The 13,729-nt window shown below is 70.7% G+C and carries 12 protein-coding genes; 5 read left to right on the top strand and 7 right to left on the bottom strand.

Annotated features, from left to right (window positions below; all coding sequences use genetic code 11):
• Position 1 precedes the first annotated feature (1 nt).
• Complete coding sequence (kdd, locus tag KZ829_RS40180) at positions 2 to 1,012, bottom strand: L-erythro-3,5-diaminohexanoate dehydrogenase (protein WP_220149084.1); 1,011 nt, start codon at positions 1,010 to 1,012, stop codon at positions 2 to 4.
• A 99-nt stretch (positions 1,013 to 1,111) separates the two neighbouring features.
• On the opposite strand from kdd, the gene KZ829_RS40185 reads away from it, so the two are divergent.
• On the top strand, positions 1,112 to 2,500 hold the full coding sequence (locus tag KZ829_RS40185; RefSeq protein WP_246637063.1) for a KamA family radical SAM protein: 1,389 nt from the start codon (positions 1,112 to 1,114) through the stop codon (positions 2,498 to 2,500).
• A 45-nt stretch (positions 2,501 to 2,545) separates the two neighbouring features.
• On the opposite strand, the gene KZ829_RS40190 is transcribed toward KZ829_RS40185, so the two are convergent.
• From KZ829_RS40190 to KZ829_RS40205, 4 genes are all read right to left on the bottom strand, one after another.
• Positions 2,546 to 2,737 (bottom strand): CsbD family protein, encoded by a 192-nt coding sequence (locus KZ829_RS40190; RefSeq protein WP_220149085.1) that lies wholly within the window; start codon positions 2,735 to 2,737, stop codon positions 2,546 to 2,548.
• Positions 2,738 to 2,813: 76 nt separating this feature from the next.
• Positions 2,814 to 3,020, bottom strand: a complete 207-nt coding sequence (locus KZ829_RS40195) for a hypothetical protein (RefSeq protein WP_220149086.1) — start codon at positions 3,018 to 3,020, stop codon at positions 2,814 to 2,816.
• Positions 3,017 to 6,385 carry a CHAT domain-containing protein gene (locus KZ829_RS40200; RefSeq protein WP_220149087.1) on the bottom strand — a complete coding sequence of 1,123 codons (3,369 nt, stop codon included), beginning with the start codon at positions 6,383 to 6,385 and terminating at the stop codon, positions 3,017 to 3,019. The genes KZ829_RS40195 and KZ829_RS40200 overlap by 4 nt, the downstream gene beginning before the upstream one ends.
• A gap of 47 nt (positions 6,386 to 6,432) precedes the next feature.
• Positions 6,433 to 7,302: a helix-turn-helix domain-containing protein gene (locus KZ829_RS40205; protein WP_220149088.1), complete on the bottom strand. Its 870-nt coding sequence runs from the start codon at positions 7,300 to 7,302 to the stop codon at positions 6,433 to 6,435.
• 147 nt (positions 7,303 to 7,449) lie between these two features.
• Here KZ829_RS40205 and KZ829_RS40210 point away from each other — a divergent pair, with 147 nt between their 5' ends.
• Positions 7,450 to 7,653 (top strand): DUF397 domain-containing protein, encoded by a 204-nt coding sequence (locus tag KZ829_RS40210; protein ID WP_220149089.1) that lies wholly within the window; start codon positions 7,450 to 7,452, stop codon positions 7,651 to 7,653.
• Between the two features lie 219 nt (positions 7,654 to 7,872).
• On the opposite strand, the gene KZ829_RS40215 is transcribed toward KZ829_RS40210, so the two are convergent.
• Complete coding sequence (locus KZ829_RS40215; protein WP_220149090.1) at positions 7,873 to 8,442, bottom strand: maleylpyruvate isomerase family mycothiol-dependent enzyme; 570 nt, start codon at positions 8,440 to 8,442, stop codon at positions 7,873 to 7,875.
• Positions 8,443 to 8,536: 94 nt separating this feature from the next.
• Between KZ829_RS40215 and KZ829_RS40220 the strand changes: the two genes are divergently transcribed.
• Positions 8,537 to 11,137, top strand: a complete 2,601-nt coding sequence (locus tag KZ829_RS40220; protein WP_220149091.1) for a PEP/pyruvate-binding domain-containing protein — start codon at positions 8,537 to 8,539, stop codon at positions 11,135 to 11,137.
• A 13-nt stretch (positions 11,138 to 11,150) separates the two neighbouring features.
• Complete coding sequence (locus KZ829_RS40225; protein WP_220149092.1) at positions 11,151 to 11,762, top strand: TetR/AcrR family transcriptional regulator; 612 nt, start codon at positions 11,151 to 11,153, stop codon at positions 11,760 to 11,762.
• Between the two features lie 322 nt (positions 11,763 to 12,084).
• Here KZ829_RS40225 and KZ829_RS40230 read toward each other — a convergent pair whose 3' ends face one another.
• Positions 12,085 to 12,435 carry a group I truncated hemoglobin gene (locus KZ829_RS40230; protein WP_220149093.1) on the bottom strand — a complete coding sequence of 117 codons (351 nt, stop codon included), beginning with the start codon at positions 12,433 to 12,435 and terminating at the stop codon, positions 12,085 to 12,087.
• An 88-nt stretch (positions 12,436 to 12,523) separates the two neighbouring features.
• Between KZ829_RS40230 and KZ829_RS40235 the strand changes: the two genes are divergently transcribed.
• Positions 12,524 to 13,729, top strand: a complete 1,206-nt coding sequence (locus KZ829_RS40235) for a pyridoxal phosphate-dependent aminotransferase (protein ID WP_220149094.1) — start codon at positions 12,524 to 12,526, stop codon at positions 13,727 to 13,729.

The following is a 13,729-nucleotide window of genomic DNA, read 5'->3' on the forward strand; positions in this document are numbered from 1 at the left end:
GTCAGTCTGCCGCGATCCGTGCCTCGAAGAGGGCGCGCACCGCGGGAACCTGGCGCAGCAGGTCCACCGCGAAATCGGCGTGGCCCGGCACGAAACCGTTCCCGACCAGCATCGTCACGTCCGCGGCCAGGCCCTCGGCGCCCAGCGCGGCGGCCGGGAAGCTGGTCGCCATGGAGAAGAAGATCACGGTCCCGCCGGCCGCGGTGGCCAGGATCGCGCCGTGCTCACAGCCGGGCACGTCCACGCAGACCACGGTGACGTCGGCGGGTTCCCCGACCGCCTCGCTCACCGCGACCGGGTCCCGGGCGTCGGCGATCGCGATCTCGTCGGCGAGTCCGGCTTCGAGCAGCGCGTCCCGCTCTGCCTCGTTCAGAACCACGGCTTTGGTACGGGCACCCGCGCGCCTGGCGGCGGCAAGGGTGAGGGACCCGCTCTTGCCGGCGCCGCCGAGCACCGCCACGGTGGCCGCCCGGTTCGCACGGACCACCCGGTCGGTCAGCGCCGGGGCGCCGCACACGTCGTAGACGGCGAGCGCCAGCTCCGGCGCCAGGTCGCCGGGCAGCACCCCGACCACGGAACGGCCGAACAGGATCGCCGTGCCCTCGGCCGGCACCTGCTCGCTCAGCCCGTCCCACCCGGCCAGCCCGTCGGTGATCCGCAGCGGGGTCAGGGTCAGCGACACCAGCGTGGCGACCCGGTCACCCGGCTCGACCGCCAGCGGCGACTCCGGGCCGACCTCGTCGACCACGCCGATCAGCATGCCGCCCGACCCGGTCACCGGGTTGTGCATCTTGCCCCGCGTCCCGACGATCTCCAGCACCTCGGCGCGGATGGCGGCGCCGTCGCCCGCGTGCTTCTGCGCGAGCTGCCGGTAGCTGGCGGCGTCCAGGTTGAGCCGCTGGACCCGGATGCGCACCTCGTCCGGCGCGATCCGCGGGTCCGCGTCCAGCTTCCACGCGGCCTGCGGCAGCACGCCGGCCGGCTCGATGACCCGCCGCAACCCGATGCTCATGCTCCCCATGCCTCTCTCACGTCAAAAACACTGTCATATCGCGGCGCTACCGTAAATCCTTCGCGTACCCGCTTTCTAGACCGGAGATTCTCCAGTACGTTGATCAGCAGTCCAAATATCGGGAGGGATCCGGTGGCAGAGACCGTGGCGGGACAGCCGTACGAGTACCAGCGGCGTGAGCTGGTCGAGCCGGACTGGACGCGGTTCCCCGGCTGGCGCGACGTGACCGCCGCCCAGTGGCATTCCGCCCAGTGGCAGCGGGTCAACTGCGTCAAGAACATCAAGCAACTGCGGGCCGTGCTCGGCGATCTCGTCGACGAGTCGTTCTACGCCGACCTGGAGGACGACCACCAGCGCCTGGCGACCATGTCGATGCTGCTGCCGCCGCAGATGCTCAACACCATGGTCCCGGACCGGGCGCCGGACACCGCGTCGTTCTACGCCGACCCGGTCCGGCGGTACATGCTGCCCGTCGCCACCGACCGGCACCTCGACTGGCCGTCACACCCGCACGCCACCCGTGACTCCCTGCACGAGCACGACATGTGGGTCGCCGAGGGGCTCACCCACCGCTATCCGACCAAGGTGCTGGCCGAGCTGCTGTCCACCTGCCCGCAGTACTGCGGGCACTGCACACGGATGGACCTGGTCGGCAACAGCACCCCCACCGTCGACAAGCTGAAGCTGACGCTCAAGCCCGTCGACCGGTACACGCTGCACCTCGACTACCTCAAGGCCCACCCCGGGGTCCGCGACGTGGTGGTGTCCGGCGGCGACGTGGCCAACGTGCCGTGGAAGCAGCTCGAGGCGTACCTCATGGGGCTGCTGTCGGTGCCGACCGTGCGCGACATCCGGCTGGCCACCAAGGCGCTCATGGGGCTGCCGCAGCACTGGCTCCAGGACGACGTCGTCGAGGGCATGCACCGGGTCGCCGTGACGGCCGAGCGGCGCGGCGTCAACCTGGCCGTGCACACCCACGTCAACCACGTGAACTCGCTGACGCCGCTGGTCGCGCGCGCCGTGCGTACGCTGCTCGAAGTCGGCGTGCGTGACGTGCGCAACCAGGGTGTGCTGATGCGGGGTGTCAATGCCACCGTGGGCGACCTGCTCGACCTCTGCTTCGCGCTCCAGGGCGAGGCCGGAATCCTGCCGTACTACTTCTACATGTGCGACATGATCCCCAACGCGGAGCACTGGCGGGTGCCGGTGTGGCACGCCCAGCAGCTCCAGCACGACCTGATGGGCTACCTGCCGGGGTACGCGACCCCGCGGATCGTCTGCGACGTGCCGTTCGTGGGCAAGCGCTGGGTGCACATGATCGCCGACTACGACCGGGAGCACGGCATCTCCTACTGGACGAAGAACTACCGCACCTCGATCGAGGCCGACGACAGCGAGGCCCTCTCCAAGCTGTACGCCTACTACGACCCGATCGACACGCTGCCCGAATCGGGCCAGGACTGGTGGCGCAAGCAGCAGCAGGCATGAGAAAGGGAGGCACCTCGGTGCCTCCCTTTTCCTCCTCGGTACGCCCTAGCTGAGGGCGTCCCGGACGTCGCGGCCGGCGTCCTTGACGTGCTCGCCGGCCTGCTTGGCCTTCGCGGCCGTCTCCTGGGCCTCGCCCTCGGCGTAGAGGCGCTCGTTGTCGGTCGCCTCGCCGATGCCCTGCTTCGCCTTGCCGGCCAGTTCCTCGGCCTTGTTCTTGGCCTTGTCGGCGATGCTCATCGTCAGCCTCCTTGATCGGTTGCCCTCCCCCGACCAATGCCCGACAAACCCCCCTTTGAAACGACCTGCCCTTCCATCAGGAGGCGATCTCCGTCAGGAGGCCCCTGATCTCCCCTTCCAGCTCCACGGCACCGATCTCGATCGCGGCGGCAAGGCTATTTCGCAGCAGCACCCGTGCGTTCTCCGGGTCGTCGCGGGCAACCATCCGCGCCAGCAAGGTCCCGATGTAGGCGACACCGCCCGAATGCCCAGAACGGTCGAAAGTCAGGAACGCTTTCGTCATGCGGTCCTGGGCGGACCGAGGGCCCCCCGTTGCAGGGCCATCCGCGCCACCGCCATATCGATGACGGCGATCCCCAGCGGATCATCGATGCTTTCCCGCATGGGCAACTCGACGTCCTGCCGGATCCGCATGGCCTCGTCCAGCTCGCCATGCTCATACAGGGTGTCCGCGATTCTGGACAGGGTATCCGCCGCGGCACGAACATCCCCGAGCCGGTCGAGAATCGGCATGCGGATCTCACGCCGAATCCGCAATGCCTCCTCCCACTCACCTTGTTGCTCGAGAATCTGAGCGATCTCCTCCCATGTCACGGCAGTCGAGTTCAGGTCACCGATCCGCTGGTAGACCGGCAGTTCAACCTCCCGGCGGATCCGCAGAGCTTCCGTGTGATCACCGAGTTCGGACAGCACGTCCGCGATTCCGCTCCACACCAACGCGATCTCCCGGGTCTCGCCGAGTCCCTCGAGCACCGGCAACTGAACCTCCCGCCGACTCCGCAACGCCTCGTTGTACTCCCCTCGCCGGTACCGGGAATCGGCGATGACACCCTGGCTGATGGCGGCCTCATGCTCGGAGCCCGCGGTGGTGAAGAGTTGGGAGGCCTGTTGCGCTGAACGTTCCGCACGGTCCAGCTCACCACGGGCCAACAAGCGGCGAGCCTGTTCGACGAGAACCCGGGCATCCTCGAGACGGCCCTCATCGGACGAGGCCTCCTCGGCGCCGACTCCATTCGCCGCCGCCCGCTCGAGCAATGCGTCGCCGATGTCGCCATGGCCGCCGGCCAGCGCCGCGTCGGCCACATGCCGCAGCAGCGAGACGGGGACCGGCATCGCACACCGGTCCAGCAGCGCAACGGCTTCCTGTCCCAGGTCGAGGGCATCCGATGCCCGGCCGGTTCGAAGCTCCACCACGCCGTGGGACGCATTGGCCGCAACGATCACCGGATCGTCAGCGAGCAGGCCGAGCCGGGTCAACTGCAACGCCACCACCGGATCCCGATAGCGGCCTCCGGCGACGCCGCCCCAGGCGGTGTGCAGCGGCGATGCCGCCACGGTCGCCGTTTCCGCTCGTTCCTTCTCGGTGAGCGGGGCGAGCCGGCCGGCGGTCAAGCTGTTGGCGGCGCTGGCGGGCTGATCGGGTCGATAGATGTCGGCGAAGACGTCGACCAATCCCAGCGCGCGAAGCCGGTCCGAGGCTCCACCGGTCCGGGACGCCAAGACCTCCAAGACCGGATCCGGGATCGGAAGGTCGAACAGAGTGAGAGCCCGAACCAGGGCGATGTTGTCGGAACCGGCCAGGTCGATCAGAGCGTCCAGCGCGAGGTTCTCCAGGAATCCGCGAACCACCGTGTCGGAGGGCAGATCGCCCCGGGAGAGGTAGGACTCCATGCCGGCCACGACGTTCTCGGCGCGGGACTCGTCGACCTGGTCGCTGTAGACGAGGCGGAGGGCGATCAGGTCCTGGAGGCCTGGGTTGCCGTGGCTCACCGTCACCGCGCGGCGGGCCAGGTCCTTGCGGGAGGTGCGGAGATCGTCCGTGGTCAGGGCCTTCTGGCGGGTGGAGAGTTTGCGCTGGGAAGCCTCCGACAGGGGCTCCAACTGGATCGGTTCGAGGCGGGTCTCCAGGCCGTTCACAGCGAAGCGGAAGCGGCTCGTGAAGAGCAGACGGCTGTCGGTCTCGTCCGGAGCGAAGGCACGCAGGATCGCGGCGATGACCGGGGCGTGGGCCGCGGACACCCGGTGGTCCCCGGCCGAGTTCGGCTCCAGGATCTGCTCCAGGTCGTCGACGATGAGCAGCAGTGGGCGCTGGCCCGTGCCGGACTGGGCGCACGGGCCGCTGACCAGGTCGATCAGCAGCGCTTCCAGGGTTTCGGGACGGTCGCGGACCTCGGGGAGCCGGCGTTCGATCAACTCGCGGGCGTCGCGGTTGGTGGTGACGGCGGCGGCGATCGCGTCGAGGACGCCCAGGGCCGTGTAGTCGCCGAAGACGACGGCCACGGCGCGGTCGTTGAGGCGGTCGGCGATCCGGGCGGCCAGGCTGGACTTGCCGAGGCGGCCCTGACCGTGCAGCAGGACGCCGGCGCGGTCGGCGTTGCGCAGGGTCAGCAGGGAACGCCGCAACTCACGGCGGCGGCCCACGAACATGCCGGGGGCGGCCACCGGGACGTGCTGGTTCTTCTTGTCCAGGAACGTCTTCGTGCCGTGGACGGCCGACACCAGGGTGCGTTTGCGCTTCCCTGCGACGACCGGGCCACCGCCCGTGGGGCCGAGCCAGATGCGGGCCAGGTGCCAGTCCGCCCGTACCTCTGCCTGGGTTTGGGCGAGAAGCGCGCGGCGCGCGTCGCCGACGGCGACCGCCAGATCGGCGCGGGCGCCCAGGCGGCGGTAGAGCTCCTCGGCGAACAGGGTGGCGGCCACGTCGGTGACCGAGCCGTCCCAGCCGATCACCGCGGGGATGCCGGCGGTGATCAGACCGGTGGACATCGAATGGGCGATCACCCCGGTCGCGTCCTCCGGCTCGAGGACCAGGTCGCGGCGGCCCTCCCCGGCGGGCAGGTGGCCGCGGGCATCGGCGCCGGTCGCGGTGAGGCAGGCGGAGACGAAGACCAGGCGGGGCAGTGCGGAGAAGAGACGGACCAGGTCCGGCGCCGAGGTGGGACGGCCGTCGCCGACCTCGTCCTCCATCATCAGCACCGGTACGCCGGGGGCGTCCGCACCCGCACGCCAGTTGTTGACGCCGTGGCAGGAGAGGTGGACCACCGGCATGCCGCCCAGGTCGGCCAGCCGGTGACCCAGCTGCTCCGGATCGCCGGTGTCCTCGACGACCAGGTCGACACGGGTGTCGCCGACCGCGTCCAGGATGGCCGTCTCCTCGGCCTCGAAATCCAGCTCGAACTGACCGCGCGGGGACGACGCCATGAACATCAGGCCCAGGCGGTGATCGTCCAGGGCCGGCGGGGTCTCGGCGCGGCCCAGGCGGCGCACCACCTCGAAACGGAGCAGCGCGTCCTCGGCCAGGAAGCCGCCCTGTGGCCGGGCCAGCACCTCGAACGGCGCCCGCAACACGGCCCAGACCCGGTCGGGCGGGTCCTTCGGAGCGCGTACCTCGAAGGTGGCCGGCGCACGCACCTGGGTGAGCAGGTCGCTGAGCTGGGCCTGATCGCCGTCCAGCCACGCGTAGAGCTCGCGGCCCAGCGCGACGAAGGTCGCGTCGCCGGCGTGCGCGTGGACCGCCTGCACGTAGCGGTCGGCGAAAGCGCGCAGCCGCGCCTCGTCGTCGTCCGTGAGCCTCCGGCGCGGGCCGATCCGCCGGCCCTCGGCCAGGATCTCGAAACCCGCGTCGTCCAGCACCAGCCCGGTGACCATCGCTCAGCCCTCCATCGACGCCGTTCACCGGGTCCTGACGGACAGGATCAGGAACGCAGCGTCGCCTTCGCCGCGGTGAGCGCGCGGTGCAGGCTGTCGCCGGACGGGTCGGTGTCCAGCAGCTCGGTGGTGATCTCGCGGAAGGTGGCGGTGTCCTCCCGGTCGGTGAGCAGGAAATCGCTGGCCGGGGTCTCGATGAAGACCACGTCCAGGTCGTCGTCCTCGGTGAAGGTGAGCAGCTCGAACGTGCCGCCCAGACCCGGATGGACGCCGAGCCGCAACGGCAGGACGACGATCCGGATGCCGGGCCGCTTCGCCATCGCGGCCAGATGGTCGAGCTGGGCCGTCATCACGTCACCGCCGCCGACCGGGCGCAGCAGGACGGCCTCGTCGATGACCTGGCTGAGGCTCGGCGGGAAATCACCGTCGAGCCGCTGCCACAGCGACTCCTGCCGTTTGAGCCGGACGTCGACGATGTTGCGGACCCGGCGGTCGCGGGCGGGGCGGCGCAGCACCGAGGAGGTGACGGCCAGCGCGTACTCCGGGATCTGCAGCAGTGGTGGGATGAAGGTGGCCTGGTAGCCGTACAGGTTGGAGGCGTCGTGCTCGAAGGCGATGAAATTCGTGAAATCCTCGGCGAAGTGCTCGTCGCGCCACCACATCCGCTGCCGTGAGGTGACCGAGAGCCGCACCAGGCGCCGCAGCTCCTCCGCGTCGTCCACGCCGTAATGCCGGGCCAGGGCCTCGACCTCCACCGGGCCGATGGTGACCTTGCCGTTCTCGATCCGGTTCAGCTTGGACAGTGACCAGTGCATGGCACGGGCGACGTCGGATGCGGGGCGGTCGTCACGCAGCGTGCGCAGGTCCTTGGACAGGAGGGCCCGGGCGATCGCCGGGCCGGGCGTCGGCCCACCCATGGCTCCTCCCCTCTGGACACCCCCTCCCACCTTAGACCAGGTGCAATGTGCACGCGGAGTCAGAATTGTGGCAATTTGCGCTATAAGCTGCTCTTGGCGTGGGTCAAGGGGCTCACGCCCGGTCACGTTAGATGGGGTGGGTGGACCATGGACGGTCTTTCCGGTGCGCCGCGCTGGCGCAAGAGCTCGTACAGCAGCAGTGGAGCCTGTGTCGAGGTCGCGCCGCTACCCAGGCGGATCCTGGTGCGGGACTCCAAGAATCCGGAGGGTGCGGTGCTGAGCTTCGACCGGGAATCGTTCGCCGCCTTCATCGCGGGCGTGGCAGGCGGGGAATTCGACCACCCACGTTGATCGGGCTCCGGCCGGGTCGGCCCTTCCGGGCGGTCGATCCGGTCGCACGGTCGCGCCTTCCCACCGAGATCCCACGCCAGGCCAAGCGCTCTTCCGGTACCGAACAGCCCGGCCTTCATCAGCACTGGGCGGGTCAACCCTTCTTTCCAGCGCCGGACGGGTCAGTCCCTTCTTGCCAGCGCCGGACGGGTCAGTCCCTTCTTGCCAGCGCCGGACGGGTCAGCCCAGGGCCGCGCGCAGCTTCCAGGACGATGGCCGGCGTGGGCGGTCCGGCAGGGCCACGCGGCCGGTGCACCAGAGCAGCGCCTGGGCCGGATCACCGGGTGGCGCCTCCGGGAAGAGGCGCGCGAGCACGCCGGCGCACATCGCCGGTGGCGGTGTCCAGTCGAGACCGAGGCCCCGGGCGATGTCCCACGTGTGCACCAGGGTCTCGTTGACGCCGAGGGCCGCGAACCCGGTCGTGTCGGTCGGCCCCCAATGCCAGCCGCGCGCGTCCGGCCCGGCGACACGAAGCGCCGCACTCAGCATGGCGCCGCACGCGACCACCACGCTCAAGACCTCACGGGCCACGGCCTCCGGCTTGACGACCAGATCGAACGGCAGGTAGGCCTCCGGCTCCCGGCCGGAGATCTGACCCGCATACGCCGTCAGGTCGTGTGCCACATGGGCCGCCGTCTCGCGGCAGGTCCACTCCAGCGGGCCGGCCCGCACCTCCCAGTCACGCTCCTGAACCGGCCGCAGGACCCGCGTCATCTCGGCCACCGCGTCGTCGACGTCCCTGTGATCCATGACCGCCATCATGCCCCCCTTTTCCATTGCGATCGCATCGCTGACGCGGGTAGAGTCAATGGCAATACAGTCGTATCGCAACCGGGGGCCTGTCATGCTCGTCATCCCGCTCTCCCAGGTGTCGGCCGCCGACATCGCACTCGCCGGCGGCAAGGCGGCCGGGCTCGGCGAGTTGATCCGGCTGGGCGAGCGGGTGCCCGACGGGTTCTGCGTCACCACCGACGCCCACCGGCGCGGCGCGCTTCCCGAGACCGAGGTGCGCGCCGCCTACGAGGCGCTCGGCGGCGGTCCGGTGGCGGTCCGGTCCAGCGCGACGGCCGAGGACCTGGCCGGCGCGAGCTTCGCCGGCCAGCATCTCACCGTCCTCGACGTCACCGGGCCCGAGGCGGTGCTCGCCGCGATCGCCGAGTGCTGGGAGTCGCTGCACGGTGAGCGGGCGAGGGCCTACCGCGATGCCCGCGGCATCGGGCACGACACCGTGCGGATGGCCGTCGTGGTGCAACGGATGGTCCGGGCGGAGACGGCCGGCGTCCTCTTCACGGCGAATCCGGTCACCGGCCGCCGCACCGAGATGATGGTGGAGTCCGCCTCCGGCCCGGGCACCTCGGTGGTCGACGGGTGCGGCCCGGTGAGCCGCCGGATCCTGGCCGACGGCGCCGCGATGCCGGAGCTGTGGGCCCTCGGCGAGCGACTACAGCGGCACCGGGGTTGCCCGCAGGACGTCGAATGGGCCATCGATCCCGCCGGCGCCCTGTGGGTCCTCCAGTCCCGGCCGATCACGACTCTCTTCCCCGCACCGCCGGCGAGTGATGATCCGCGCGTCTATGTGGAGTTCGGTCACGTCCAGGGCATGTTGCGGCCGGTCACCCCGATGGGGATGGCGACGCTGAAGGACGTGATCAGCGCGATGCTCGCCGCGCTCGGTTTCCGGGCGGAGATCGTGGACATCGGCGGCCGCCTCTACGGCGACCTCACCGACCTGGCCCGCCACCCGGCGACCCGTAACCGCCTGGTCAAGCTCATGGCGGTGGACTTCGGCCCGCGAGCTCAGGCAGCCATGGAGCATGTGCTGACCGATCCCCGGTTCGCGCCCGTCAAGGGTGGTTCGACCCGGCCCGCGGGCTCCCCGGCCACCGCGTTCCGGGCGCTCACCGGCATCAGCCGCGCGCTCGCCCGCCCCGCCGCGGCCCGTGCCCGCGTGGCTGAGGCCGTGGCCCGCCTCGCCGGTGAGAGCGGTGCGGTCCGGGAAGAGGGTCACGTCCGGGTTGCCGCAGCGGGCGGCGACGACAGATCCGGGGTGCCGGCTTCAATCGATTCGCCGGCTTCGCCGGCGTCTTCGACCTCGGCGGCATCGCCGGCTTCATCGGGGTCCCCGGTTACACCGAACTCATCGGGGGCATCGGATTCCGATGATCTGACTTGGCCGATCGTCGCCGGGATGCTCGCATCCGCGCTGCCTGGGCGGCTGCTCGACGGCGTCGTCACCGACGATGAGATCCACACGGTGCTCGGCGGGCTGCCGCACAACGTGACCATCGAGATGGACCTGGCCTTGTGGCGGCTCGCCGATACCGCCCGCGATCACGCCGATCTACTGCTCAAGACCCCACCTGCCGACCTCGCCGGGCTCTACCTGAGCGGCGGGCTGCCGGACATCGGGCTGGGCGCCTTCCTGGACCGTTACGGTCATCGGGCCGCCGCGGAGGCTGATCTCGGTGTTCCACGCTGGTCCGAGGATCCGGCTCCGGTGTTCGCGGCGATCGCCAACTACCTGCGCCTGACCGACCTCGATCAGGCGCCCGATCGCCGTTTCGCGCGCGCTGCCGAGCGTGCCGAGGCCGCGCTCGCCGACCTGGCCGTCCGCGCTCGGCGGCGGCGCCCGGTCCGTGGAGCGCTGGCGGTGTTCCTGTTGCGGCGGGCACGCGAGTTGGCCGGTCTGCGGGAGTCCGGCAAGTTCGCCGGCCTGTACCACCTTGCCGCCGACCGCCGTCGCCTCCTGGAGACCGGAGCGCGACTCGTCGCGGCGGGCCGCCTCGCCGAGCCCGCCGACATCATGTTCCTGACCCCCGGCGAAGCGGCGGCCGCGGAGCCGTCCGTGGCCGGATCGGTGCCGGACCCAGCGGGCCGGCGCACCGGTTCCCCATCCGGGCCCGCGGGTGAGACGAGCCTGACGACCGACGCCGGCATCGCGGATCTGCGGGCGGTCGTCGCCGCACGGAAAGGCTGGTATGAAGCCGAGTGCCTACGGCGGCACGTGCCACCGGTTCTGCTGTCCGACGGCACTGATGTCGAGGCGGCGCTGGCCGCGGAGCAGCGCGCATCAGACAGGGGTGCGCCGCCCGTGGGGGAAGGCGGATCGGACGAAGTGGCGGCTGCGGGCGTGCTCCGTGGGGTCGGCGCCTCGGCGGGGAGGGTGACCGGCCGCGCCCGGATCGTCCATGATCCTGCGCGAGCCCGCGTCGAGCCCGGGGAGGTCCTGGTGGTGGCTACCACCGATCCGGGGTGGACGCCACTGTTCCTCACCGCGGCCGCCCTGGTCACCGAGACGGGAGCGATCATGGCGCACGGGCCCACCGTCGCCCGGGAGTACGGGTTGCCGGCTGTCATCAGCGTTCCCGGTGCGACCCGGCTGATCACTGATGGCCAGGTGGTCACCGTGGACGGTGCGGCCGGGACCGTGACCACGGCATTGTGACAGCATCGACGCCATGCCCAAGAAGGTCGACCGCCAGAAGCGCCGCACCCAGATCGCTGACGCGCTCATGCGGGTCGCCGCCGAACAGGGCCTGGAAGCGGTCAGCCTGCGCCATGTCGCGGCTGAGGCGGGTGTTTCCGCCGGGATGGTGCAGCACTACTTCCGCACCAAGGACGAGATGATGACCTTCGCGCTGGATGTGGTTCGGGAGCGCACCCAGATCCGCGTCACCGACGCCGTCACCCACCTGGGCTCCGCGCCGTCGCCGCGTGACCTGCTGCAGACGATCATCGGGACGCTACTGCCCCTGGACGAGGTGGCTCGCGCCGATGGGCGGGTGGCCTTGGCGTTCCTGGCCTATACGGCCGTGCGACCAACCGCGTCCGCGGCGCTGCGGGAGGAAACCGAGCAGATGGTCGGCTTCATCGCCGGCCTGCTGCCGGGCCCCGATGCCGAGAACGCGGCGGCCGGGCTACTGGCCCTCATGGAGGGCCTGGGAGTCTACCTGCTGGGCGGGCAGTACACGCCGGATCAGGCGCGCGGGATCCTCGACTCCCACCTGGACCGCCTCTTCGCCGCGCCGCCCGAGCACACCGGCGGGATCGTGACCGCCCGATCAGCGTGACCGGTGGCCGGCGAGCCCGTCGCCCGGGCCGCCACCGGCAGCGGGGCGGGGTGGCGATGACCAGCCCGGCCCGCCCCCACGCACCGATCACCGTGAGCGGCGGCAGGCGCCGTGGGGATGACTGGCCGGGCCTGCCCGGGCACCGATCTCCGCCCGGCGGGTGCGGCACAGGCTGGAGCGGGCAGCGAGATCGCGTCGACCGGACGGGACGGTCGTGATGAGGCGGGGCGAGGTCACGCGTACCGGAAAAGAGCCGGAAGTGGAACGCGGACCTCGACCACGAAAGGTTTTCAGGACCCTGCCGTGAGGGGTGGGGTCCGGGTCAGCCGACGACGTCGTCGGCGACGGAGGTGAGGACGCCGCGGACCGCTGCGAGGACCTCGTCGTCGACGCCCAGGCCGGCCAGGATGCCGAGCAGGTAGGCGCCGACCAGGTCGTAGTCCGCCGGGGTGATGCCCAGGCCGAAGTGCGCGCCGCGCAGATCGCGCCCGCTGTAGTCCTGGGGGCCGCCGAGCACCTGGCTGAGCAGCGCGACCATGTGTTCCTTGAGGCGCGGCACGTCGGTCGCGGCGAAATAGCCGGACAGGCGGTGGTCGCCGAGAACCACCCGATAGAGCGCGTCGACGGCGGCCGTGACCGCCGGTCCCTCACCGATCCGTGTGTATAGGTCCACACCGAGAAGATAGAGCACCGGCGATGAAACGTCCGCCCGCCGCGGATTGGACCGCGACACTGCCACCCTCGGGTGGGAGAGTTACCTGGTGAAACAGGCGCAGAGGCTCAAGGCCGTCCGGTACGACATCCGCGGCCCGGTGCTGCGCCGAGCCCAGGAGCTGGAGGACGCCGGGCACCAGATCCTCAAGCTGAACCTGGGCAATCCGGCGCCGTGGGGCCTGGCCACGCCGGATCCGATCGTCGCCGACGTGGTGCACAATCTCGCCGCCGCGCAGGGGTACAGCGATGCCCGCGGCATCTATTCGGCGCGGGTCGCGGTGGCGCAGTACTACCAGACCCAGGGTGTCACCTCCGTGCGGCCGGAGGATGTGATGCTCGGCAACGGCGTCTCCGAGCTGATCGTGATGGCGTTGCAGGCGCTGCTGGACACCGGTGACGAGGTGCTGGTGCCGAGCCCCGACTACCCGCTGTGGACCGGTGCGGTCTCGCTGTGCGGGGGCCGGGCGGTGCACTACCGCTGTGACGAGAGCGCCGGCTGGCAGCCCGATCTGGAGCATCTGGCGTCGCGGATCACGCCCGCCACCCGGGCCATGGTGATCATCAACCCGAACAACCCGACCGGCGCCGTCTACTCGCGCGAGGTCCTCGAGGGGATGCTCGACCTGGCCCGGCGGCACGGGCTGCTGGTGTTCACCGACGAGATCTACGACCGCATCGTGTACGACGGCGCGCTGCACCACACGGCCGCCGCCCTGGCGCCGGACGTGCCGATGATCAGCATGGGCGGGTTGTCGAAGACGTACCGGGCGGCCGGTTTCCGTTCCGGCTGGCTGGCGATCAGCGGTTTCAGCGGCCGGGACACCGACTACCTGGAGGGCCTGCAACTGCTGGCCAACATGCGGTTGTGCCCGAATGTGCCGGCGCAGCACGCGATCCAGACGGCGCTCGGCGGCTACCAGAGCATCAACGCGCTGATCCGTCCCGGCGGCCGCCTCTACGAGCAGCGCAACCACGCCTGGGAGCGGCTGGTCGCGATCCCCGGCGTCGACTGTGTCAAGCCGGAGGGGGCGCTCTACCTGTTCGCCCGCCTCGACCCGACGGTCCACAAGATTCACGACGACGAACGGATGATCATCGATCTGCTGGAGGAGCAGCACCTGCTGCTCTCGCACGGCACCGGCTTCAACATCGACACGCCGGACCACCTGCGCGTGGTCTTCCTGGCCCCGGTCGACGTGCTGGACGACGCGATCAGCCGGCTCGGCACCTTCCTGGCGGACTATCGCCAGTGA

This window comes from Actinoplanes hulinensis, from assembly GCF_019429605.1.
Taxonomy (GTDB): domain Bacteria; phylum Actinomycetota; class Actinomycetes; order Mycobacteriales; family Micromonosporaceae; genus Actinoplanes; species Actinoplanes campanulatus.

Excerpts from the sequence above, each read along its gene's own strand:
- kdd (WP_220149084.1), bottom strand. The coding sequence starts at position 1,012 with ATGAGCATCGGGTTGCGGCGGGTCATCGAGCCGGCCGGCGTGCTGCCG.
- KZ829_RS40190 (WP_220149085.1), bottom strand. The coding sequence starts at position 2,737 with ATGAGCATCGCCGACAAGGCCAAGAACAAGGCCGAGGAACTGGCCGGC.
- KZ829_RS40195 (WP_220149086.1), bottom strand. The coding sequence starts at position 3,020 with ATGACGAAAGCGTTCCTGACTTTCGACCGTTCTGGGCATTCGGGCGGT.
- KZ829_RS40200 (WP_220149087.1), bottom strand. The coding sequence starts at position 6,385 with ATGGTCACCGGGCTGGTGCTGGACGACGCGGGTTTCGAGATCCTGGCC.
- KZ829_RS40205 (WP_220149088.1), bottom strand. The coding sequence starts at position 7,302 with ATGGGTGGGCCGACGCCCGGCCCGGCGATCGCCCGGGCCCTCCTGTCC.
- KZ829_RS40210 (WP_220149089.1), top strand. The coding sequence starts at position 7,450 with ATGGACGGTCTTTCCGGTGCGCCGCGCTGGCGCAAGAGCTCGTACAGC.
- KZ829_RS40215 (WP_220149090.1), bottom strand. The coding sequence starts at position 8,442 with ATGGATCACAGGGACGTCGACGACGCGGTGGCCGAGATGACGCGGGTC.
- KZ829_RS40220 (WP_220149091.1), top strand. The coding sequence starts at position 8,537 with ATGCTCGTCATCCCGCTCTCCCAGGTGTCGGCCGCCGACATCGCACTC.
- KZ829_RS40225 (WP_220149092.1), top strand. The coding sequence starts at position 11,151 with ATGCCCAAGAAGGTCGACCGCCAGAAGCGCCGCACCCAGATCGCTGAC.